16 protein-coding genes are annotated in these 21,707 nt (G+C 66.3%); 4 read left to right on the plus strand and 12 right to left on the minus strand.

Translation table 11 applies throughout. From position 1 onward, the window contains the following. The first annotated feature begins 52 nt into the window (after positions 1–52). Both ACN6KF_RS20430 and ACN6KF_RS20435 read left to right on the plus strand, forming a co-directional pair. Positions 53–2,083, plus strand: coding sequence for an aldo/keto reductase (locus ACN6KF_RS20430; RefSeq protein WP_434958606.1), 2,031 nt, complete (start codon positions 53–55; stop codon positions 2,081–2,083). A 330-nt stretch (positions 2,084–2,413) separates the two neighbouring features. Continuing rightward, entirely contained in the window at positions 2,414–4,132 is a 1,719-nt protein-coding gene (locus ACN6KF_RS20435; RefSeq protein WP_434958607.1) for a VanW family protein, read from the plus strand. A gap of 17 nt (positions 4,133–4,149) precedes the next feature. Here the strand turns inward: ACN6KF_RS20435 and kdgT are convergent, their stop codons facing one another. From kdgT to ACN6KF_RS20455, 4 genes are all read right to left on the minus strand, one after another. Then, on the minus strand, positions 4,150–5,148 hold the full coding sequence (gene kdgT / locus ACN6KF_RS20440; RefSeq protein ID WP_434958608.1) for a 2-keto-3-deoxygluconate transporter: 999 nt from the start codon (positions 5,146–5,148) through the stop codon (positions 4,150–4,152). Between the two features lie 106 nt (positions 5,149–5,254). Continuing rightward, positions 5,255–6,025 carry a 2-dehydro-3-deoxy-D-gluconate 5-dehydrogenase KduD gene (gene kduD / locus ACN6KF_RS20445; RefSeq protein WP_434958609.1) on the minus strand — a complete coding sequence of 257 codons (771 nt, stop codon included), beginning with the start codon at positions 6,023–6,025 and terminating at the stop codon, positions 5,255–5,257. 11 nt (positions 6,026–6,036) lie between these two features. Further along, complete coding sequence (gene kduI / locus ACN6KF_RS20450) at positions 6,037–6,882, minus strand: 5-dehydro-4-deoxy-D-glucuronate isomerase (RefSeq protein WP_434958610.1); 846 nt, start codon at positions 6,880–6,882, stop codon at positions 6,037–6,039. Positions 6,883–7,094: 212 nt separating this feature from the next. Further along, complete coding sequence (locus ACN6KF_RS20455) at positions 7,095–7,856, minus strand: GntR family transcriptional regulator (protein WP_434958611.1); 762 nt, start codon at positions 7,854–7,856, stop codon at positions 7,095–7,097. A gap of 191 nt (positions 7,857–8,047) precedes the next feature. Between ACN6KF_RS20455 and ACN6KF_RS20460 the strand changes: the two genes are divergently transcribed. Next, positions 8,048–9,088, plus strand: a complete 1,041-nt coding sequence (locus ACN6KF_RS20460; protein ID WP_434958612.1) for an alpha/beta hydrolase family protein — start codon at positions 8,048–8,050, stop codon at positions 9,086–9,088. Positions 9,089–9,103: 15 nt separating this feature from the next. Here ACN6KF_RS20460 and ACN6KF_RS20465 read toward each other — a convergent pair whose 3' ends face one another. The 4 genes from ACN6KF_RS20465 to acs form a co-directional block, all read right to left on the minus strand. Continuing rightward, positions 9,104–10,900 (minus strand): chloride channel protein, encoded by a 1,797-nt coding sequence (locus ACN6KF_RS20465; protein ID WP_434958613.1) that lies wholly within the window; start codon positions 10,898–10,900, stop codon positions 9,104–9,106. Between the two features lie 126 nt (positions 10,901–11,026). Beyond that, positions 11,027–11,485, minus strand: a complete 459-nt coding sequence (locus tag ACN6KF_RS20470) for a DUF4241 domain-containing protein (protein ID WP_434958614.1) — start codon at positions 11,483–11,485, stop codon at positions 11,027–11,029. Then, entirely contained in the window at positions 11,470–11,757 is a 288-nt protein-coding gene (locus ACN6KF_RS20475; RefSeq protein ID WP_434958615.1) for a hypothetical protein, read from the minus strand. Before ACN6KF_RS20475 ends, ACN6KF_RS20470 begins: the two co-directional genes overlap by 16 nt. A 2-nt stretch (positions 11,758–11,759) precedes the next feature. Next, complete coding sequence (acs, locus tag ACN6KF_RS20480; protein WP_434958616.1) at positions 11,760–13,706, minus strand: acetate--CoA ligase; 1,947 nt, start codon at positions 13,704–13,706, stop codon at positions 11,760–11,762. A 335-nt stretch (positions 13,707–14,041) separates the two neighbouring features. On the opposite strand from acs, the gene ACN6KF_RS20485 reads away from it, so the two are divergent. Next, positions 14,042–14,884 (plus strand): class I SAM-dependent methyltransferase, encoded by an 843-nt coding sequence (locus tag ACN6KF_RS20485; RefSeq protein ID WP_434958617.1) that lies wholly within the window; start codon positions 14,042–14,044, stop codon positions 14,882–14,884. Between the two features lie 12 nt (positions 14,885–14,896). On the opposite strand, the gene ACN6KF_RS20490 is transcribed toward ACN6KF_RS20485, so the two are convergent. The 4 genes from ACN6KF_RS20490 to ACN6KF_RS20505 all read right to left on the minus strand — a co-directional run bounded on the left by ACN6KF_RS20490 (position 14,897) and on the right by ACN6KF_RS20505 (position 21,559). Then, complete coding sequence (locus ACN6KF_RS20490; protein WP_434958618.1) at positions 14,897–18,076, minus strand: efflux RND transporter permease subunit; 3,180 nt, start codon at positions 18,074–18,076, stop codon at positions 14,897–14,899. Positions 18,077–18,078: 2 nt separating this feature from the next. After that, on the minus strand, positions 18,079–19,293 hold the full coding sequence (locus ACN6KF_RS20495) for an efflux RND transporter periplasmic adaptor subunit (RefSeq protein ID WP_434958619.1): 1,215 nt from the start codon (positions 19,291–19,293) through the stop codon (positions 18,079–18,081). A 185-nt stretch (positions 19,294–19,478) separates the two neighbouring features. Continuing rightward, positions 19,479–20,900 carry a DHA2 family efflux MFS transporter permease subunit gene (locus ACN6KF_RS20500; RefSeq protein WP_434958620.1) on the minus strand — a complete coding sequence of 474 codons (1,422 nt, stop codon included), beginning with the start codon at positions 20,898–20,900 and terminating at the stop codon, positions 19,479–19,481. Next, positions 20,897–21,559 (minus strand): TetR/AcrR family transcriptional regulator, encoded by a 663-nt coding sequence (locus tag ACN6KF_RS20505; RefSeq protein ID WP_434958621.1) that lies wholly within the window; start codon positions 21,557–21,559, stop codon positions 20,897–20,899. The genes ACN6KF_RS20500 and ACN6KF_RS20505 overlap by 4 nt, the downstream gene beginning before the upstream one ends. Between the last annotated feature and the right edge of the window lie 148 nt (positions 21,560–21,707).

Genomic DNA, 21,707 nt, shown 5'->3' on the forward strand with positions numbered 1-21,707 from the left:
CGCACCCCCTTCCTTCCAACCACCTTCTTTTCAAGCCTTCGGAAAGACTGAAATGACCGAGAAAGACAAGATCCGCTGGGGTATCATCGGGCCCGGCGCCATCGCCAAGGCCTTCGTCGCCGGCCTCGCCGATTCCGACAGCGGCGTGCTCGCCGCGATCGGCACCCGCGACCCGGACAGGCCGGGCCTCGCCGAAGCCTTCCCCGGTGCCCGCATCCATCGGGGCTATGAGGCCCTGCTGGCCGATCCTCAGATCGATGCCGTCTATATCGCGCTGCCTCATCCCGGCCACGCGCAATGGGCGATCAAGGCGGCCGAGGCGGGCAAGCACGCGCTGGTGGAAAAACCGCTGGCCCTGACGGCCTTCGAGGCCGATGCCATGATGCATGCCGCCCGCAAGGCCGGAACCTTCCTGGGCGAAGGCTTCATGTACCGCCAGCATCCCCTCACCCTAAAGCTGGTGGAGCTGGTGCGATCAGGCACGATCGGGGAGATCCGGCTGATCCGTTCGAGCTTCGGTTTCGCCATGCCGGACTTCAAGCCCGAGCACCGGCTCTATGCCAACGACCTGGCGGGCGGCGGCATCCTCGACGTCGGCTGCTATCCCGTCTCGATGGCGCGGCTCCTTGCCGGCGCCGCCACGGGCAAGGATTTCCTGGAACCAGACAAGGTTTCCGGCAGCGGCCATCTCGGACGATCGGGCGTCGACGAATGGGCCTCGGCCCTGCTGCAATTCCCCAGCGGCATCCTGGCCGATCTCTCCTGCTCGATCTCGCTGAAGCAGGACAATGTGCTGCGCGTCTTCGGAACCTCGGGCTGGATCGAGGTGCCCGATTTCTGGTTCGGCAGCGGCCTCAAGGGCGGCACCGGTGAGATCCGCATCGTCAGGCCCGATGGCACGAGCGAGACGGTAAAGGTCGAGACGGCACGGCATCTCTATTCCTTCGAGGCCGACGCCGCCGGCACGGCCATTCGCGACGGCCGCCAGGAATTCGCCTGGCCGGGCATGGCCTGGGCCGACAGCCTGGGCTCGCTGCGCGTGCTCGACAAATGGCGCCAGGCGATTGGGCTCGAATATGACATCGAGAAGCCGGAGCGGCGCAAGGAGACCCTCAAGGGCATGCCGCTCAAACGAAGAGACGGGCCGCTCAGGTCGGGCAGCGGGCCGATTCCCCGGCGCGCCATCCCCGGCCTGTCGCAGGCCGCCTCTGCCGTGGCGCTCGGCTTCGAGGATTTCAGGAGTTTCTCCAGCGCCGCCATCCTGCTCGACGCTTTCTTCGAAAAGGGCGGTAATCTGTTCGACACCGCCTTCGTCTATGGCGCCGGCATCACCGAAAAACTGTTCGGCGAATGGCAAGCTTCCAGGGGCGTGCGCAAGGACAGCGTGGTGATCGGCAAGGGCGCGCATACCCCGCTCTGCCGCCCCGAATTCATCGGCCAGCAGCTCACCCAGTCGCTCGAGCGGCTGAAGACCGACCATGTCGACGTCTATTTCATGCATCGCGACAATCCCGACGTGCCGGTCGGCGAGTTCGTCGACGCCATGGACGCCGAGGTCAGGGCCGGCCGCATCCGCGGCCCCTTCGGCGGCTCGAACTGGACGCGCGAGCGCTTCGACGAGGCAGTCGCCTATGCGGAGCGGACAGGCAAGCAAAAGCCGGGAGTGCTCTCCAATAATTTCGCGCTTGCCGAAATGCAGGATGTGATCTGGGCCGGCTGCGTCTCGGCCTCGGACGATGATTGGAAGGCCTGGCTCGCCGCGCGACAGATCCCCAATTTCGCCTGGTCGAGCCAGGGCCGCGGTTTCTTCACCGACAGGGCCGGGCGGAACAGGCACGAGGACAAGGAGCTCATCCGGGTCTGGTATTCCGAGCGCAATTTCGCCCGCCGGGACCGGGCGGTCGAACTGGCGCGCCGGCTCGGCAAACGGCCGATCCATGTCGCCCTCGCCTTCGTGCTGTCGCAACCCTTCCCGTCTATACCGCTGATCGGCCCGCGCACATTGGGCGAGCTCGACGACAGCCTCGAGGCCTTCGACATCGCCCTGACGCCGGAAGAGGTCGCTTGGCTCGACCGGGGGTAGGAGCTGCCGCATTCCCCTATCGCGACAGAGGCAAGTAAAGCGCGGGAATCCCTCCCCGACTTCGGGGAAGGATATCCGCGCTCCACGCCGAAATCGCTGAGATGTGTGAATTCGACCGGAGATCGGAGGCAAGGAGTGTCGATCTCCGCAGCTCCATCAAGTGATTGAGCGAGATCGACATGTTCCAAAGCGATGCGCTCACCACGAGGCCCTATGTCGACCCGAAGATGTCGACCTGGAGGTCGACACTCCACGTGCAAGCGCGCACGGCGGGTCTAGCTGGATCCCGTTAAGGTCTCGGCAAGTTTTCAGCCGAGCCAGGATCCCGCCATGGTCGCCCTCCAGCAACACACCGTACCCACCTATGCCGACAGCCTTGCCTTCGAGGTCAAGGCGATGGCCTTGCGGGGCCTACGCTCTCTGCGCGAGGCGGTTGCGGCCGAGCCCCTTCGTCGCCATCGCCGCTCGACCCGGCTGGCCGCCGCACCCGTGCTTGGCCGGGCCGGTTCGCCCCTGTGGACCAATGTCGCCGGAGCCAGGGATCGCGAACTCACCGCCGGCAAGGTGCAGAATTTGCGCATGGCCCTGAAAGGGCTCGACGGCGTCGAGGTACCGGCCGGTGCCGTGCTCAGCTTCTGGAAGCAGGTCGGCCGCGCCAGCCGGGCGCGCGGTTACGTCCCCGGCCGCGAGCTGCGCGAAGGCTGCCTGATCGCCAGCGTCGGCGGCGGCCTCTGCCAGCTTTCCAACGCCCTCTACGAGGCAGCCCTCGCAGCCGGGTTGGAGATCGTCGAACGCCATGCCCATAGCCGCGTGGTGCCCGGCTCGCGTGCCCAGCTCGGCCGCGATGCTACCGTGTTCTGGAACTATGTCGATTTCCGAATCCGCAGCCCCCACGCCTTCCGCATCGAAGCTTCGATGAGCCGGGACAGGCTGGAGATCGTCCTACGCGGCCATGGCCGCGGCAATGCCGCCGAGTTCCCCGTGGAAACACCTGCTGCAGGACCGGCGGTACACGATTGCACCCAATGCGGCCGCGAGGACTGCCATCGCAACGATCCCGAACGCCCACTACCCGCCGGCGTGCCGACAGCCTGGCTTGTTGATGCCTGCTGGCCGGAATTTGCGGCCCTGTTGAAGCAGAGGGCTGGCAGCGAGGATGTCCTTTTCCTGCCCTCCCGCCATCTCGGCGCCGTGCGCTATGGCTGGCCGGCCGGCGCTGCCGGCGGCGAGACCACGGCAACCATCGCCGCGCTGCGCCGCTCGCTGGCTATGCGAGGCGCCACGGGCGGCAGCCTGCAGGCAAAGGCTCTGCAGGGCGATGCCCGGCTCGCCGCCGCCTATGCCGCGAAACTGTCGCACCGGCATACGCATCTCATGGTGTCACAGAACCTGCTGCCGCATCTGTGGCTATCGGGCGCCCTGCAGGGCCGCAGCTTCGAAGTGCTGATGGAGCGCTTGCCGCTCGCCGTGCTGCAGGCAAAGCTCGATGCCGCTGCCGCGCGCCATCCCGAAAGCTCCACTCTGGCGGATTTCCGCGCGCCGGAGGCGATCGTCGCGGCCGAAAGCGCCGCCCTGGCTGCCGCCGACCGGCTGCTGAGCCCGCATGCGGAGATCGCCACCCTCGACCCTGGCAGAACCCATCTGCTCGACTGGTCCCCCGCCGGGCCGCTTCCGGCCGCAAAGAGCGGCCGCACCCTGCTGTTTCCCGCCTCGGCCCTCGGCCGCAAGGGCGCCTATGCCTTGCGCGAGGCGCTCTACGGCCTGCCCGTCGAGCTTGCCGTGAAGGGGCATTCGCGCGAGAGCCTCGGCTTCTGGGGCAACATGCCTGTCCGCCTGCTGGCGCCGGGCGAGACGCCCGCCACGCTCGCCGGCGTGGTGCTGCCGGCACTGGTCGAGCATCAGCCCCGCCTCCTCCTCGCTGGCCTTGCTGCCGGCCTGCCCGTGATCGCCACGCCGGCCTGCGGCCTCTCCACGCGACCAGGCCTGACCCTGGTGCCGGAGGACGATCCGGCGGCGCTGCGCCGGGCCATCGAGGCTCTGCTCGGCTGAGGCGAACGGCAGCCGAGCTAGATCGGCTCGACGCCGTGCCGGGGCACGGCGTCCGCCTGCGGGGCCGGCACCCTGCCCATCCGCTTTGCCCACACAGCCGTCAGGATCGGCACCAGGATCGCCGTCACCAGGCAGGCCGTGGCCACCAGGGCCGTGGCCGCCGGCACCACCGGCTTGAAGCTCGGGATCATCTCGCCGATCAGTGTCGGATTGGCGATCGCCGCCCCGGCCGTGCTGGAGGCCGCCAGCCCGGCCGTGCCGTTCCCGCCGCCGATGAACCTGTCGGCGAGCATCAGGGGAATGCCGGTGACCACGATCACCCCGAGGCCGAGCAGAACACCGGTAAGGCCGCTCTGCGCGATGACCTTGAGATCGATGCCATTGCCGAGGGCGAAGCCGAAGAACGGGATCAGCGGATGGACGCAGCGCCCGAACAGCTCGCGCAGGTCCCGGTCGAGATTGCCGAGGGCAAAGCCGATCAGGAAGGGCAGCACGGCGCCGACGAACAGGCGCGGCTCGAACACGGCCACGCCGGACGCGCCGAGGATGAGCATGCTGACCAGCGGCCCGGATTCGACCGACATCAGCACGAACGCGCCGGCCTCCTCCTTGGTGCCATATTGTTGCATCACCGCGGCGTAGAGGCCGCCATCGGTCATGTCCATCGAGGCGGTGATTGCCAGCACCGACAGGCCCGCGAACAGGCCGGAGGTGATGCCGCCGTCGGGGATGAACCGTGCTGCGATCATGGTGGCGACCCAGGCCACGATGATCTTGGTGACCAGGAGCGTGCCCGATTTCCGCAGCACCACGCCGGTCGCCTTGAGATCGATGGTGGCGCCCATGCAGAAGAACCAGACGGCGAGGATCGGCACGGTGCCGGTGATCAGGCCGTTGCTGAACGACCCCAGATAGCTGCCGGCGCCCGGTGAGAAAGTCTTGCACAGAGCGCCGAGCAGCAGCGGCACCAGCATCAGGCCGCCGGGAATCTTGTCGATGACCTTCAATATCTTCATGGACTGCCTCCCAATGTTCATTGTGGCTGTGCCTTCGGGCCCAGAGAGGTGCCGGAAGGCCGCCTTTGTTCTCTAAGAGCCGGCCCCCAGGGCCGGACGATGCGCCTCAGCGCGCCAGCCAGCCGCCATCCACCGGAATGGTGGTGCCATGGACATAGGCTGCGGCCTCCGAGGCCAGGAACACGGCCGCGCCACCGAGATCGGCGGGCACGCCCCAGCGTTCGGCCGGAATGCGCGCCAGGATCTGGGCATTGCGCTCGGTGTCGGCACGCAACGCGGCGGTGTTGTTGGTCGCCATGTAGCCGGGAGCGATCGCATTGACGTTGATGCCCTTGGCGGCCCATTCGCAGGCAAGCAGCTTGGTGAGTCCCATCAGCCCGCTCTTGGCCGAGGTGTAGGAGGCGACGCGGATGCCGCCCTGGAAGGACAGCATCGAGGCGATGTTGATGATCTTGCCGCCGCGCCCGCCCGCAAGCATGGCGCGGGCCGCCGCCTGGGCCAGGAAGAAGGCCGATTTGAGATTGACGTCCACCACCGCGTCCCAGTCCTCCTCGGTGAAGTCGAGGGCATCGGCGCGGCGGATGATGCCGGCATTGTTGACCAGGATGTCGAGCGCGCCGAAGCGGTCGAGCGCGGACTGGACGATCGCGGGCAGGCGGGCCGTGGTGGAGAGATCGGCCATCACAGGCAGGAAGGCGCCGCCCTGCTCCTCAATCGCCGCGCGGGTCTCCTCGGCGGGGCCGCGATCGACCCCGACGATGCTGGCGCCGGCCTGCGACAAGGCGATGGCGATGGCCTGCCCGAGCCCCGTGCGCGATCCCGTCACCATCGCGACCTTGCCGGTGAGATCGAAAGGACTGGAGGCAATTCGGTTCATGGCCGCGCCGCTCATCGCAGGTCCGCCGTCGCAACCATGTCCATGTCGGCATAGTCCTGGTTGTCGCCGGCCATGGCCCAGATGAAGGTATAGGCCCCGGTGCCGACGCCGGAATGAACAGACCAGGGCGGCGAGATCACCGCGTCGCCCTCGCCCATCACCAGATGGCGCGTCTCCTGGGGCTCGCCCATGAAATGGAAGATGCGCGCCTCGGGTGCGAGGTCGAAATAGAGATAGACCTCGTTGCGCCGGTCATGAGTGTGGCAGGGCATGGTGTTCCACACCGAGCCCGGCGCCAGCGTGGTCATGCCGAAGACGAGCTGGCAGGATTCGACCGCGCCCGGGATCAGCATCTGGTGAATGCTGCGCTCGTTCGCCGTACTCTTGTCGCCGAGTTCCAGGATGCGCCCGATCGAGGCGTCGATCCGGCGCGTCGGATAGCTGCGATGGGCGGGCGCCGACAACAGGTAGAAGCGCGGCGGCGCGGCACCGTTCCTGGCCGCGAACACCACCTCGCCGGCGCCCATGCCGACATAGAGGGCTTCGCGCGTGCCGATGTCGTGAGCCTCACCGTCGACACGAACGATCCCTGGCGCGCCGATATTGATGATGCCCAGTTCGCGCCGCGCCAGGAAGCTAGACTGCCCGACCTCCTTCGGCGTCAGCAGCACGAGGGGCGCATCGACCGGGCAGGCCCCACCGATGATCATGCGCTCGACATGGGAGTAGACCAGCTTGATGCGGCCGGCAGCGAACAGGTCGGGAATCAGGAATTCGCGGCGCAGACCCTGCGTATCCAGGCCTTTGACGGCCTCGGGGTGGCTGGCGTGGCGAATTTCGAGGGATTGATGGGACATAGGAACTTTCTGGATTGTCGGGATCGCTGGGATGAGCCGCTCAAGAACCGCGCGCGAATAGGTGAATTGAAGGAATTGTCACCCCCGGCGGGGTCGAAGACCCCGGGAAGGGGATCCAGGAGCTATTGGATGCAGCTTATGGCTCCTGGATCCCCTTGCCACGGCCCTTGGCCGTGCCGGGGATGACAGAGTGTTTATGGGCAAGCGGCTCCTCACCGGAACAGCAGCGTCTCGAAGGCGGCGGAGATGCCGGCGGCATCCCCCGAGAAATAGTCCGGGTTGTGATCGCGGATGGAAGCCAGGCTCCAGCGCAGGCCGTCGAGGTGGTTGTTCATGGCGAGGCCGGCCTTCTCGGCGTCATGGGTCTCGATGGCATCGACGATGGCGCCGTGCTCCTCGACGACGCGTTGCATGCGTCCAGCCTCCGGCAGCGTCAGCCGGCGGTAGCGGTCGAGCTGGGTCTTGACCTGCTGCACCATGTCCCAGGCGCCCGGCCGGCCCGCCGCCATGGCGAGAGCGGCATGGAAGGCTTCGTCCGCCTCGTGAAAACCGTTGGTGTCGCCGAGCGCGAGGCTCTCGCGCTGGCGCTCGATCAGGCCGCGCAGCAGGGTGACGCTGCTGCCTCGCGCCTGATGGGCCGCCGCCCGCGCCGTGGCGTGCTCGACGGCCGAGCGCACGAAGATGGCATCGGGCAGGATGGCGGCAGGAATGCGGGCGACGCGGGTGGCGGACCGGGCCGCGATTTCGACCAGCCCCTCATCGGCCAGGCGCAGCAGCGCCTCGCGGACCGGCGTGCGGCTGACCGCATGCGCCGCGGCGACCTCCGCTTCGGCGATCTTCTCGCCAGGCAGCCTGATCATGGAGACGATCTCGTCGCGCAGCGCCCGATGCACGAGCGCCGACGTCGTCATGCCGGGCTGCGCCGCAAGCGGCCGCCCACCGGTACGATCCTGGAAAGTGGCAAAGGCACTCATCGCATCCACCATATCTGATATATTAGATATCCTAACCTCTCCCAATACCTGCGTCAATGCCGTTGGATGGCTGGCCTGACACCGCCAGGTAGCCCATCGCCTTCCGGCACGACCTCAATCACGTTCCAGGTCGCAAGGGCTGGCCTGGGTGCGGCAGGAAGGCGGCGTCAGCTGTTTTCCTGGAGAGTTCCATGCGCCGTTTCGCTTTCCTTCTCGCCCTCACCGCCATCCTGGCGGGACCTGCTGCCTTCGCCAGCGAACCGATCGGGTCCCGGCAGATCAGCATCCCCGACCCGGCGGGTGAGCGGCCGCTGCAGGCCCGCCTCTGGTATCCGGCCAGCACCGCCGGGCCCTTGACCTCGATCGGCGGGCGGGATGGCAGCTTCCCGGGCGTCGAGGTGGTGGAGAATGCTCCTCCCGTGGCCGGCAGCCATGCGCTCGTCCTGTTCTCGCACGGCTTCGGCGGCAACTGGCGGAACCTGAACTGGCTGGCGGGCGAACTTGCCAGGCAAGGCTATGTCGTGGCAGCGCCGGATCATCCCGGCACCACCACCTTCGACAAGCGGCCGGAACAGGCTGTCCGTCTATGGGAACGGCCCCGCGATCTCAGCCGGGTTCTCGATGCCGTCAGCACCCATCCCGGCCTTGCCGGCCCCATCGAGGCGAGCCGCATCGCCGCTATCGGCCATTCCCTCGGCGGCTGGACGGTGATGGCGATGGCCGGCGGGCGCTACGACGCGAGCCGCCTTCCCGCGATTTGCTCGCCCGCGCCTCTTTGCGAAGCTCTCACGGCTCTCGGGCTGCGCGGTGGCGGGACCGATCGCACCAAGCTGGGAGCCGATCTCCGCGATACCAGGATCGGCGCCGTCGTCTCCCTCGATCTCGGACCGGCGCTCGGCTTCACGCCGCAAAGCCTGGCGGCTGTCCGGATACCCGTGCTGGTGCTCGCGGCGGGAACGCCGGTCCCCGGCATCGCGGCCCTGAAGCAGGACTCCGATTATCTGGTCAACGCCCTGCCGCCGGCGAGCACGCGCTACCTGCCCATCCCTGACGCCACCCATTTCAGCTTCATGCAGCTATGCCTGCCGGAGGCGCCCGCCGCGATCGAGAAGATCGCCCCGGGAGAAAGCTTCGTCTGCCAGGACGGCGGCACGCGCGAGCGAACGGCCCTGCACCGCCAGATCGCCGATGAGATCCTCGCCTTCCTGGCTCGGGCCCTGCCCTCGCGATAGGAGGAACCGCAGCGCCTAGACCGCGCCCGCCAGGTCGCGACGGGCGCGGTCGGCGGCTTCAGCGTAGCGGCGCAAGGCGTGGGCTTCCGACAACAGGCCGATGACATGGCCGGCCTCGTCCACCACCGCCAGCGCCTCGGCCTCGCAGCCTTCCATGCGCTCGGTCGCCTCCTTCAGCGTCATGCCCGCCGTCAGCACCTCATCGCGATAGAGAGCCAGGCCGCTGACGGGACTGGCACCATCCTGGATTTCCGGGCTGACCTGATAGGCATCAGCGACCCGGATCAGCCCGGCATAGCGATTGGTCAGGGTATCGACGGCCACGATGTAATGGGTGGTGCCGAGCGGGTGGGCATTGCGGAAGACCACGAGCGAGGCGTCCTTGTCCACCGTCGGCGCCGGCTTGCGCATCACCCGGCCGACGGTGAGGTCGCGCGCCCAGCCAATGTCGTGGGCGCTGCGGATCGCCTCGCCGCGCAGATGAAAGCGCCAGGTGGCGAAGGAATAGCCGAACGTCTCGCGCACGGTGATGCTGGCGATGATCACCGCCAGCAATACGGCCACGGTGAGCTGGAAATCCCCGGTCATCTCCAGCACCAGGAAGCTCATGGTCAGCGGCCCGCCCATCACGGACGCCGCCAGTGCCGCCATGCCGGCGAGCGCGGCGGCGTGGGGCGTCAATCCAGTCGTGATCGAGAAGAATTGGATGCCGCCGAGATAGAACTGGCCCACCAGCGCGCCGAGGAAGAGCGAGGCGAAGAACAGGCCGCCGCGAAAGCCCGAGCCGAGCGAGATGCAGGAAGCCATCGCCTTCAAGACGATCAGCCCGCCCAGCACCAGGAGCGGCAATTCGCTGCCGGCCAGCATCTTCACCAGCGCGCCATGCCCGGATGACAGCACCTGCGGCGTGATCAGAGCGAGACCGCCGACCATCACCCCGCCGAGCGCCGGCATCAGCCAGATCGGCAGGGGCAGGCGGCGAAATCCCTTCTCCGTCATGGCGACCCCGAGCATCACCAGGATGGCGACGGCGGCGCTGAACAGGCCGAGACCGACCAAAGCGGCGAAGGATGAAGCCTGCGGCCGGAAACCGACATTGATGACGAAGGCGTAGGAATCGATCCCGAGCAGATGGGTGACGATGGTGCCGGCGATGGCCGCGGCAGCGACGGGCGCCAGATGCGAGACGGCGTAGGTGCCGATGATGATCTCGAAGGCGTAGAAGGCGCCTGTCAGGGGCGCGCTGAAGGCGCCGGCAATGGCACCGGCCGAACCGCAGCCCACCAGCAGGCGCAAATCCGCACGGCGCAGATGGAAACCGAGCCCAATCCGCGAGGCGATGCCCGAGCCGATCTGTGAATAGGCGGCCTCGAGCCCAACGGAGGCGCCGAAGGCATTGGAGATCCAGGTCTGTACGACCACGATGATGCTGCCGGCGAGCGACAGGCGCCCGCCATGCAGGGCGTTGGCTTCGATCGGGTCGACCGGGCGCGGCGAGCGGGTACGCGCCAGGACCAAGTTGAACAGGCCGAGCAGCAGGCCGCCGATAACCGGCATTGACACGGCCAGGATCACCGGCAGGCCGAGGGTGCCGCTCAGCCTCTCCTCCGCCTGTAGACCGAAGAAGAGTTCATGGGCAAGCTGAGCGGTGGCGGCGACACCATAGACAGCCACCCCGGCCAATGCCCCCACCACGGCGGCGAGCGCCACCATGCCGCTTTCGCTGCGTCGCACCAGAAGGCGCATCCAGCCAGGGATGGCCCGGTCGAAGACGAGATTGAGAGTCTGGCGGGAAAAACGCTGATGGGACATGACAAGCTGGCCCGCCTCGGTCGGAGGCAGGAATAAGAGGTAAGCCGGTCCATCCTGTTTAGACGCTCGCCGTGAAAGGCAAAAGTCCGCAAACGACGAAAATTGGCGCGATCGGGAACGGGGGGCCTATTCTCGCCGGGCCGGCCCGTCATCCGCCACGCGCAGATCGGTCAGCAGCATCGCCACGCTGCCATCAGCCCCCAGGCCGAACCAGGATGGATAGGCGCCATCGCCCCAGCCGCTCGAGAACAGCACCAGGGCATGCGCACCACGGTTGACGGGCAGAGCATAGGGCAGCCCATGCGCCTTGCCGTAGCTTTCGCCCTGACGGATCCAATCGTCATAGACGGCCTGCACCTGATCGGTCGACAGGACTGCGATATCCTTGCCTACGGCAGGTTCAAGGAAGGCACCGGTGCCCGCATCGACCGGAAAGCCGTAATATTCGTGCTTGCCGAGCTTGGCAGGGTCCTGGCCCGGCACCAAGGCTCGTTCCCAGCTCACGACCGGCGCTTGCGAGAATTCGACGCGCGCAAAGGCGACGCGATCGCCGAAACGCTTCGAACGCATCACTGCGACGCGCACGGGAAACTGCCCATTCGGCACGGCGCGAGTGAAGGCTTGGCCTCGATGAAGACGAAGGGATCGCAGGCCACGATCTGCCCGGAGGACACCGTGACCTCCCCCAGAACGCGGCTGTCGAGCGGCACGGAGGTGCCCTCGACCGTCGCCGTCGCGCCGGGCACGAAGGCGGTCTCGAACCGGGCCGCATCCGGGCGCAACGGCCCTTCTTCCGCCCGCGACGGCGCGGTCATGCCGAAGCAGAGGGCGAGCGCGACGAAAAGCGCCCGCCGCACTCTCAGCCCTTGGGCTTGTTCTGGCGGTTGGCGATCAGGTCCTCCACCACCGTCGGGTCGGCCAGAGTGGAGATATCGCCGAGCGAGCCGAAATCATCCTCGGCGATCTTGCGCAGGATGCGGCGCATGATCTTGCCGGAGCGCGTCTTGGGCAGGCCGGGCGCGAACTGGATAAGGTCGGGCGAAGCGATCGGGCCGATTTCGCGGCGCACCCAGCCCACCAATTCCTTGCGCAGGATCTCGTCGCCGCTGCTGCCCGCCATCAAGGTGACATAGGCATAGATGCCCTGCCCCTTGAGATCGTGGGGGTAGCCGACGACGGCGGCTTCCGACACCAGTTCATGCGCCACCAGCGCGCTCTCCACCTCGGCCGTGCCCATGCGGTGTCCGGAGACGTTGATGACGTCGTCGACGCGGCCGGTGATCCAGTAATAGCCGTCCTCGTCGCGGCGGCAGCCGTCACCGGTGAAATATTTGCCCTTATAGGCGGCGAAATAGGTGTCGAAGAAGCGCTGGTGGTCGCCATAGACGGTGCGCATCTGGCCCGGCCAGGAATCGGCAATGACGAGATTGCCCTCGCAGGGGCCCTCCAGCACCTTGCCCTCGGCGTCGACGATCTCGGGACGCACGCCGAAGAAGGGCCGTGTGGCCGATCCCGGCTTGAGCTTGGTGGCGCCGGGCAGCGGCGAGATCAGGATGCCGCCGGTCTCGGTCTGCCACCAGGTGTCGACGATCGGGCAGCGATGGTCGCCCACCACGCGGTGATACCATTCCCAGGCCTCGGGATTGATCGGCTCGCCCACGGAGCCGAGCAGGCGGAGCGAGGCGCGCGAAGTCTTCCTCACCGGCTCCTCGCCGGCCCCCATCAAAGCGCGGATCGCGGTCGGCGCAGTGTAGAAGATGTTGACCTGGTGCTTGTCGATCACTTCCCAGAAGCGCGACACCGACGGGTAATTCGGCACGCCCTCGAACATCAGCGTGGTGGCACCGTTACACAGGGGGCCGTAGACGATGTAGGAATGACCGGTGACCCAGCCGACATCGGCGGTGCACCAGTAGATGTCTCCCTCGCGATAATCGAAGACATATTGATGCGTCATCGCAGCATAGACGAGATAGCCCGCGGTGGTGTGCAGCACGCCCTTCGGCTTGCCGGTGGAACCGGAGGTGTAGAGGATGAACAGCGGGTCCTCCGCCGCCATCTCCTCGCAAGGGCACTCGTCGGAGACATTGGCGGCGAGATCGGCGTAGAAATGATCGCGTCCGGTGACCATCGGCACCGGGGCACCGGTGCGCTTGATCACGATCACCGAGGAGACGCCCCCTTCCTTGGCCAGCGCCGCGTCGACATTGGCCTTGAGCGGCACGCGCTTGCCACCGCGCAAGCCTTCGTCGGCGGTAATGACCACGGTCGAACCGCAATCGGTGATGCGGCCGGCGAGGGAATCAGGCGAGAAGCCCCCGAAGACGATGGAATGCACGGCGCCGACGCGGGCGCAGGCCAGCATGGCGAAGGCCGCTTCGGGAATCATCGGCAGATAGATGGTGACCCGGTCGCCCTTCTTGACGCCCTCGCCCTTGAGCACGTTGGCGAAGCGCTGCACCTGGCTGGCCAACTCGCGATAGGAGATGTGGCGGCTCTCGGAGGGATCGTCACCCTCCCAGATGATGGCGGTACGATCGCCGTGTTCGGCGACGTGGCGGTCGACGCAGTTCCAGGAGACGTTGGTGGTGCCGTCCTCATACCAGCGGATCGAGACATCCGGTTCGAAACGGGTATTCTTGACCCTGGTATAGGGCTCGAACCAGCCAATTCGCTTGCCGTGTTCGCCCCAGAACGCCTCGGGATCGCTGACGGAGGCTTCGTACATCGCCTGGTAACGCGCATTGTCGACATACGCTTCCTCGGCCCATTCGCGCGGAACGTCGTAGATCTTGGCCTCAGACATGCCTTCCTCCCATCGGCCGGGGTCGTGCCACGGCCTTGCAACGCGCGCCGGCTTCGAAACCGGCATTTCCTCTGGAGCGAAGCGCGTTCATGGCTGAACGCTCGTGTGCTCCAACTCCTTGCTTCGGCGCGTCTTTGCGATTCCTGACGATTCCGCAAAAATCGCAAAACGCTTTGATAGAACGCTTATGACAAAGCGCGGGCGCAGGGCAAGTCCCTCGCGTGCTCCAGCGGATACTGGGGTGCGTCTGTCATTGCTTGACGCGGCGCGGTATAGTGGCGGCTGAACTTGCGATGCTACCGCTTAGTACCAGCCCGCCAAGAAAGGATGTGGCCATGGACATCGAAGGCGCCGTCGCCAGCCATTACACGCAAGGTTCGCTTGAGCGAACACTGTTTTCGGCACTGGAGGCCGCCGGCAAGGATCCGGACCGGCTCGTCACCGGCGATCTCGCCGGCATCGACGAGTTTCACCTCGGCTGGGCCGCCGCCACCGAAGAGCTGGCCGAGGATCTCGGCTTCACCCATGCCATGCATGTGCTCGATGTCGGCTCGGGCATCGGGGGACCGGCACGGCATCTGGCGGAGGCGCTCGGCTGCAGCGTCACCGGCATCGATCTTACCGCCGAATTCGTCGCCGTGGCGGAGGCGGTGACCCGGCGCTGCCACCTGTCGGGGCGGGTCTCCTTCGTGCAGGGCAGTGCCCTCGCCTTGCCCTTCGAGGCCGCGAGCTTCGACGGCGCCACCCTGTTCCATGTCGGCATGAACATCGCCGACAAGGATACTCTCTTTCGCGAGATACACCGGGTACTCAAGCCGGGTGCGCGCTTCGGCGTCTACGACATCATGCACCAAGGCCAGACACACAATGGCTTGGGTGAACTGCCCTTCCCGATGCCCTGGGCGATGAGCTCGGCCACCAGCTTCGTGGAGCCGCCGAGCCGCTACCGCCAGGCCCTTGCCCAGGCCGGTTTCAGCCTGGAGCTCGAGCGCAGCCATCGCGACCTTGCTCTCCGGCTCGGCCGCGAGATGAGGGAGAAGGTCGCCCGCGACGGCCCGTCTCCCCTCGGGCCCCAGGTCCTGATGGGCGCGAACGCTCCCCTTCGCATCGGCAATGTGATGTCGGCCCTGGCCGATGGGCTGATCGCGCCCATCGAGATGATCGCGCGGGCAGCGTGAGAAAACTCGCACTCACCGCATCGCGACGGCACGCGGTTCGGGCATGACCAGATCCTGGTCCTCCCTGGGCTCTCCCGCCAGAACGGCTTCCGGCGGCTCGCTCAGTTCGCCGGAATCGCGACCGCTTCTCAGCCATTTCGAAAAGCCGTCGAGATAGAGATAGATCACCGGCGTGGTGAAGAGAGTCAGGACCTGGCTCACGATGAGGCCGCCGACCATGGCATAGCCGAGAGGCTGGCGGATCTCCGAGCCGGTGCCGGAACCGAGCATCAGTGGTACACCGCCGAGCAAGGCGGCCATGGTGGTCATCAGGATCGGCCGGAAGCGCAGGAGGCAGGCCCGGCGGATCGCCTCCACGGCGCTCATGCGGTGATCGCGCTCGGCGACGATGGCGAAATCGACCAGCATGATGCCGTTCTTCTTGACGATGCCGATCAGGAGAATGACCCCGATCAGGGCGATCAGGCTGAAGTCGAAATGGAACAGCAGCAACGTCGCCAGAGCCCCCACGCCCGCGGAAGGCAGGGTCGAGAGGATGGTGAGGGGGTGGATGAAGCTCTCATAGAGGATGCCGAGGATTAGATAGACCACCACCAGGGCCGCGACGATCAGCATCGGCACCGAGGAGAGCGAATCCTGGAAGGCCTGCGCCGTGCCCTGGAAGGTCGAGCCGATGGTGGCCGGCAGCTCCATCCGCTTTTCCAGAGCCTCGATGGCGGCCGTCGCCTGCCCGAGCGCCACGCCGGGCGCCAGGTTGAAGGAGATCGTCACCGCCGGGAACTGGCCCTGATGGTTAATGGCGAGCGGGCGGACAGGATCTGTGCTCCATTTCGCAAAGGCCGAGAGCGGCACCTCGCCGCCGGTGGCCGGCGAGCGCAGATAGATCTGCTGCAGCGTCGCCGTGCTCTTCTGCAGCGAGGGCAGCACCTCCAGGATGACGTAATAGGTCGAGAGCTGGGTCGAGAATTGCGCGATCTGGCGCTGGCCGAAGGCATCATAGAGCGTGGCGTCGATGATGTCGGGCGTCAGCCCGTAGCGGGCAGCCTGGTCGCGATCGATCGACAGGGTCAGAGTGGTGCCGGATGCCTGCTGGTCCGAAGCGACGTCGCGCAGTTCCGGCATGGTCTTCATGGCGTCCAGCAGCTTCGGCGCCCATTGGTTGAGCTGGTCGATGTCGGTGCCCTGCAGGGTGAACTGGTACTGCGTGCGGGAGGGCCGGCCGCCGAGGCGCACGTCCTGCGCCGATTGCAGGTAAAGCCGCGCCCCCTCGACCTTGGCGGTCTGGAGCTGCAGGCGGCGGATCACCTGGTCAGCCGAAGCGCTACGCCGGTCGCGCGGCTTCAGCGTGATATACATGGTGCCGTCATTGAGGGTGTTGCCGTTGCCGCCCATGCGCATGGCCATATGGTCGATGGCCGGATCCTTGAGCACGATGGCGCCCAATTCCTCCATATGGCGCGCCATGTCGGCCACGGACGTATCCTGCGCCGCTTCGACGACGCCGGTGATCAGGCCGGTGTCCTGCTGCGGGAAGAAACCCTTGGGAATGATCACGAACAGGTAAGCCGACAGGGCCACCGTGGCGAAGAAGGTCAGCAGGGTGATGAAGCGGAAGCGCAGCACGAGGTCGAGGCCGCGTTCATAGGCATTCACCATGGCCTCGAAGAAAGATTCGCTGAGCTTGTAGAACTTGCCATGATGCTCCTCGTGAATCGGCTTGAGGAAGCGCGAAGCCATCATCGGCGTCAGGGTCAGCGACACGAAGGCCGAGACCACGATGGTCATGGCGAGCGTGATCGCAAACTCCCGGAACAGCCGGCCAATGATGCCGCTCATCAACAGGAGCGGAATCAGCACGGCGATCAGCGAGATGCTGATCGACAGAATGGTGAAGCCGATCTCGCCGGCTCCCTTGAGGGCGGCGGCCATCGGTCTCTCACCCTCCTCGATATGCCGGGTGATGTTCTCCAGCATGACGATGGCGTCGTCGACCACGAAGCCCACCGCAATGGTCAGCGCCATCAGCGAGAGATTATCGAGGCTGTAGCCGGCCAGCCACATCAGGGCGCAAGCGCCCAGCAAGGCCAAGGGCACGGTGATGGAGGGGATCACCGTGGCCCACACGCTGCGCAGGAAGACGAAGATCACCATGACGACGAGCCCGATGGTGAGCAGCAGCGTGAACTGCACGTCCTTCACGGCGGCGCGGATGGTCTGGGTACGGTCCGACAGCACGGAGATCTTGATAGCGGGTGAAATACCCGCTTCCAGGCGCGGCAGCACCTTCATGACATTGTCGACGGTGTCGATGACGTTGGCGCCGGGCTGCTTGAAGATCACCAGGAAGACGCCACGCTTGCCATCCGCCCAGCCCGCCTGGGTATCGTCCTGGGGCGCGCTCACCGCCTGGCCGATGTCGCGCACGCGTACCGGACTGCCATTGCGATAGGCGATGATGACGTCGTTCCAGTCCTTGGCGTCGGTGAGCTGGTCGTTGGCATAGATGGTGTAGGAGCGGGTGGCGCCGTTGAAGGTGCCCTTTGGATTGTTGACCGTGGTGACGGCAAGCGGGGTGCGCACGTCCTCCAGCGACAATCCCTTGGCCACCAGCTTGGCGGGGTCGACCTGGACGCGGATGGACGGGGTCTGCTGGCCGCCGACATTGACCTGGCCGACGCCGCCGATCTGGCTGATGGCCTGGGCCAGCTTGGTGAGCGCCTGGTCGGAAACCTCGGTCAAGGGCAGCGTGTCGGAGGTGGCGCCGAGCAGCAGGATGGGGGAATCGGCCGGATTGACCTTTCGATAGGTCGGCGGGCTCGGCATGTTCTTGGGCAATTGCCCGTTGGCGGCATTGATGGCCGCCAGCACATCCGCGCCCGCACCGTCGATATTGCGGGACAGGTCGAACTGCAGGGTGATCTGGGTCGAACTCGTCTGGCTCGACGAGGTCATCTCCGAAATGCCCGGGATCAGCGAGAACTGCGTTTCCAGCGGCTGGGCCACGGACGAGGCCATGGTGGCCGGATCGGCGCCGGGCAGGCTGGCGGAAACCTGGATGGTCGGGAAGTCGACTTCGGGCAGCGGCGCCACCGGCAATTGCGGATAGGCGATGATGCCGACGAACAGGATGCCCACCATCAAGAGCGTAGTGGCAACCGGGTGGCGGATGAAAGGGGTGGAGATACCGGGCATGGTCAGTCCGCCTTCCCGATAGGATTGCCGCCCGCCTGCAGGCCGGTCTGTTCGGCAATCTTTCCATCCGGGGACGGCAGCGGCCGCGCCTCGACTTCCGCGCCGTTCTGCAGGCGTGCCTGGCCTGATACCACGACCTTCTGACCGACCGTCAGACCCTGGTTGACCACGGCGCGGCCATTGCCGCTCATGCCCACCTGGATCGGTGTCGCCACGGCCTTGCCGTCATCGCCGATCACATAGGCGAAAAGGCCTGACGGCCCATGCTGGACGGCATCCTCGGGCACCACGAGGACTTGCTTGAGCGTGTCGACGAGCAAGCGGGTATCGACCGACAGGCCCGGCCAGAGCGCATTGTCGGCGTTGTCGAAACGCGCCTTCAGGCTGATCGTGCCTGTCGCCTGGTTGACGGTGTTGTCGATCACCGCCAGCGTGCCGCGCGAAAGAACGGTCTGGCCATCGGAGCTCAGGGCCTCGACCGGCGCCGGCCCGCGATCGAAAGCCTTGGCAATGGCCGGCAGCAGGTCCTGGGGTTCGGTGAACTGCACCGCGATAGGCTGGAGCTGGGCGATGGTGACGATGCCATTCTGGTCGGCGGCATGCACGATGTTGCCTGGGTCGATCTGGCGGAAGCCGGTGCGGCCGGTGAAGGGCGCCTTGATCGTGGTGTAGTCGAGATTGGTGCGAGCATTGTCGATGGCCGCCTCGTCGCCCTGGATCTGTGCCTTGACCTGGTCGACCAGGGCCTGCTGGGTGTCCACGGCCTGCTGCGATTCGAAGCTCTTCTGGGCAAGGTTCTGGAAGCGCTGCAGGTTGAGCTGGTCGTTCCTGAGGCTGGCCTCGTCCTGAGCCTTCTTGGCGATCGCCTGGTCCAGCGCTGCCTGATAGGGGCGTCTGTCGATCTCCACCAGCGGATCGCCCTGCTTGACCATCTGGCCCTGCTTGAAGAACATCCTGGTGATCTCGCCGTCGACCCGGCTCCTCACCGTCACCGTCTTGAAGGGGGAAACCGTGCCCAAACCGTCGACCTCGACGGGATAGTCGGCCTTCACTGCCTGCGCGAAGGTGACCGGCACCTTGGCGGGCGCGGCCTGCGCCTGGGGCGCCGGCGCCGCCTGTGCGAGATGGCGCCAGGCCGCGTAGCTTCCCAGCCCGAGCATCAGGATTGCCAGCCCGGCGGGCCAGCGGCGCCGTCTGGGTTTACGTTCGATATTCATGAGTCCGATCCGTCGCAATGGTCCCGCCCACGGGCAGGTGCAAGGTTTCGAATCCGATTTGTGACGGCGATGACGACGGAAGTGTGGGCCAGTGTTAAGGGATGTTTCTGTCCGACTTCGATTGGTGTCCAAAGGCCCCGGATCACCCCATCGTGATAGCGTGTGATGGGATCGCGGCCGTCGATTCACTCTGCCGCGGCAGGCGTTCGGGGCGCCGGCGCGAGCAGCTCATTGCCGACATTGCGCGGCAAGGTGAAGAAGATCAGGCCCGAGGTCATGGCGATCACCCCGATCATCAGGAACACCGGCGGGAAGACCGGGGCGGTGAGATGGCTGGCGCCATGCAGATGCATCGACGTCTCCAGCGCCAGCGCGGCGACGGAGACGCCGACCGAACCTGCCAGCTCCTGCAGCACCGAGGTCATCGAGGTGACCCGGCCCATCAGCTCGGGCGGAATGTCCGAGACACCGGCAATGTTGATCGAGGTGAATTGCAGCGAGCGGGTGAAACCGGCGGCGAGCAAGGTGAGCGAGATCATCAGCACCGGCATGCCGGCATGGAACAGGGCCGGGGCCGCCACCAGCACGGAGGACAGCACGGCGTTCCAGGTCAGCACCCGCCGGAAGCCGAGCCGACGCAGGATCGGGCCGGCCAGGGCCTTCATGGCCATGGCACCGGCGCCGGTAGCGAGCGTCAGCAGACCTGACTGGAACGGGCTGAAATCGAAGCCGAGCTGGAAATAGAGCGCAAGCAGGAAGGGCGTGGCGCCGACGCCGATACGGAACAGGAAGCCGCCGCCAATCGCCGCCCGGAAGGTGGGAAAGCGCAGCAGCCTCAATTCGATCAGCGGGTTGGCGACCCGCCCGGCGTGGTGGACATAGAGGCCGATCAGGGCCAGACCCGCTATGGCGAGGCCGATATTGATGCTCACCGGCACCAGATCGAGGCCCGACAGCGTTGCCCCGCCCATCAGCGCCACCAGGCCCGGCGCCAGGATGAGGAAACCGATGAGGTCAAAGGGCCGCCGCTCGTCCTCGCGCACATTGGGCACATAGAGACTGGCCAGGACGATGCCGAGCACGGCGATCGGAATGTTGATCCAGAAGATCAGTCGCCAGTGGAAATAGGTGGTGATGAAGCCGCCGAGCGGCGGCCCGCTGAGCGGGCCGAGCAGGGCTGGCAGGGTCAGCCACATCATGGCGTTGACGAGGTCGTGCTTGGGCGTGGTCTTGAGAATGATCAGCCGGCCAACCGGCGTCATCATCGCTCCGCCCATGCCCTGTACGATGCGGGCCGCCACCAGCTCGGTCAGGTTGGAGGACAGGCCACAGGCGATCGAGCCGAGGCCGAACACCACGATGGCGGCACGGAACACGGTGCGGGCGCCGAAGCGGTCGGCCATCCAGCCGGAGGTCGGGATGAAGATGGCGAGCGAGAGCAGATAGGAGGTGAGGGTGAGCTTGAGATAGATCGGGCTCGTGCCGAAATCGCGTGCGATGGTGGGCAGCGCCGTCGACAGCACCGTCGAGTCCAGATTTTCCATGAACAGGCCGGTGGCGATGATCAGCGGCAGCAATCGGCCCTGCGATTTCAGCCCCTCGCTCACGAGGGTGCTCTCCGCTTGCGGCCGCGCCTGCCCGGTTCGAGCCGGGTGACCAGCCCCTCCGGCACCGGACGCCCCTGGGCAATGCCGTTGAGCGCCATGTCGACCACGTCGCGCGTCACCTCGATGTCGGAGAGATAGTCGGCGCCCACCCCGATCCAGGCCATGCCGATCAGCAGCCGTGCCGCCATGTCGGCATCGTAGATCCGGGCCTCGCCGCGGCGCTGGGCTTCCTCGATCACCGTGATCAGACGCTGGGCGATGGCGCCGCGGCGGCGACGGAAGATGCGCCGCTTGGAATTTTCGCCCTCATTGAGGTCGCGGATGGTGCTGAGATGGGTGCGCACCGTGGGCACGATCTCGGCGACGAGATAGGTCAGGCGCTCGCGGAAATTGCCCTCGCGCAGCAGGGCGCTGTCGAGCCGGACCTCGAGATCGTCGAGCGTTTGGGCAAACACCGCCTCGAACAGGGCTTCCTTGCTGGAGAAATAGCGATAGACGGTGGCCTTGCCGATACCGGCCTCGAAAGCGATGTCATCGACCGAGGCCGAGTCATAGCCCTGGCGCGCGAAGATGCGACCGGCCGCGTCCAGCAAATTGTTGCGCCGAACGTCGCGCCAGTGCTCCTCGCCGGATGACTTGTCGTCCGTACGCTGCTCCATGATGGCCCCGAATCAAAACCCGCCGGTTACGGATAAAACCAGCGAGTCTCATTTCCTGCCCGAATTCCGGCAAAATTGGGAGAGGGTGAAGCAGGCGATCGGACACAATCGAGTGAGGATTGTTGCGGCCCGATGAAGCAAGGTCCTC

Source organism: Labrys methylaminiphilus subsp. lupini (assembly GCF_051161885.1).
In the GTDB taxonomy this organism is placed as follows: domain Bacteria; phylum Pseudomonadota; class Alphaproteobacteria; order Rhizobiales; family Labraceae; genus Labrys.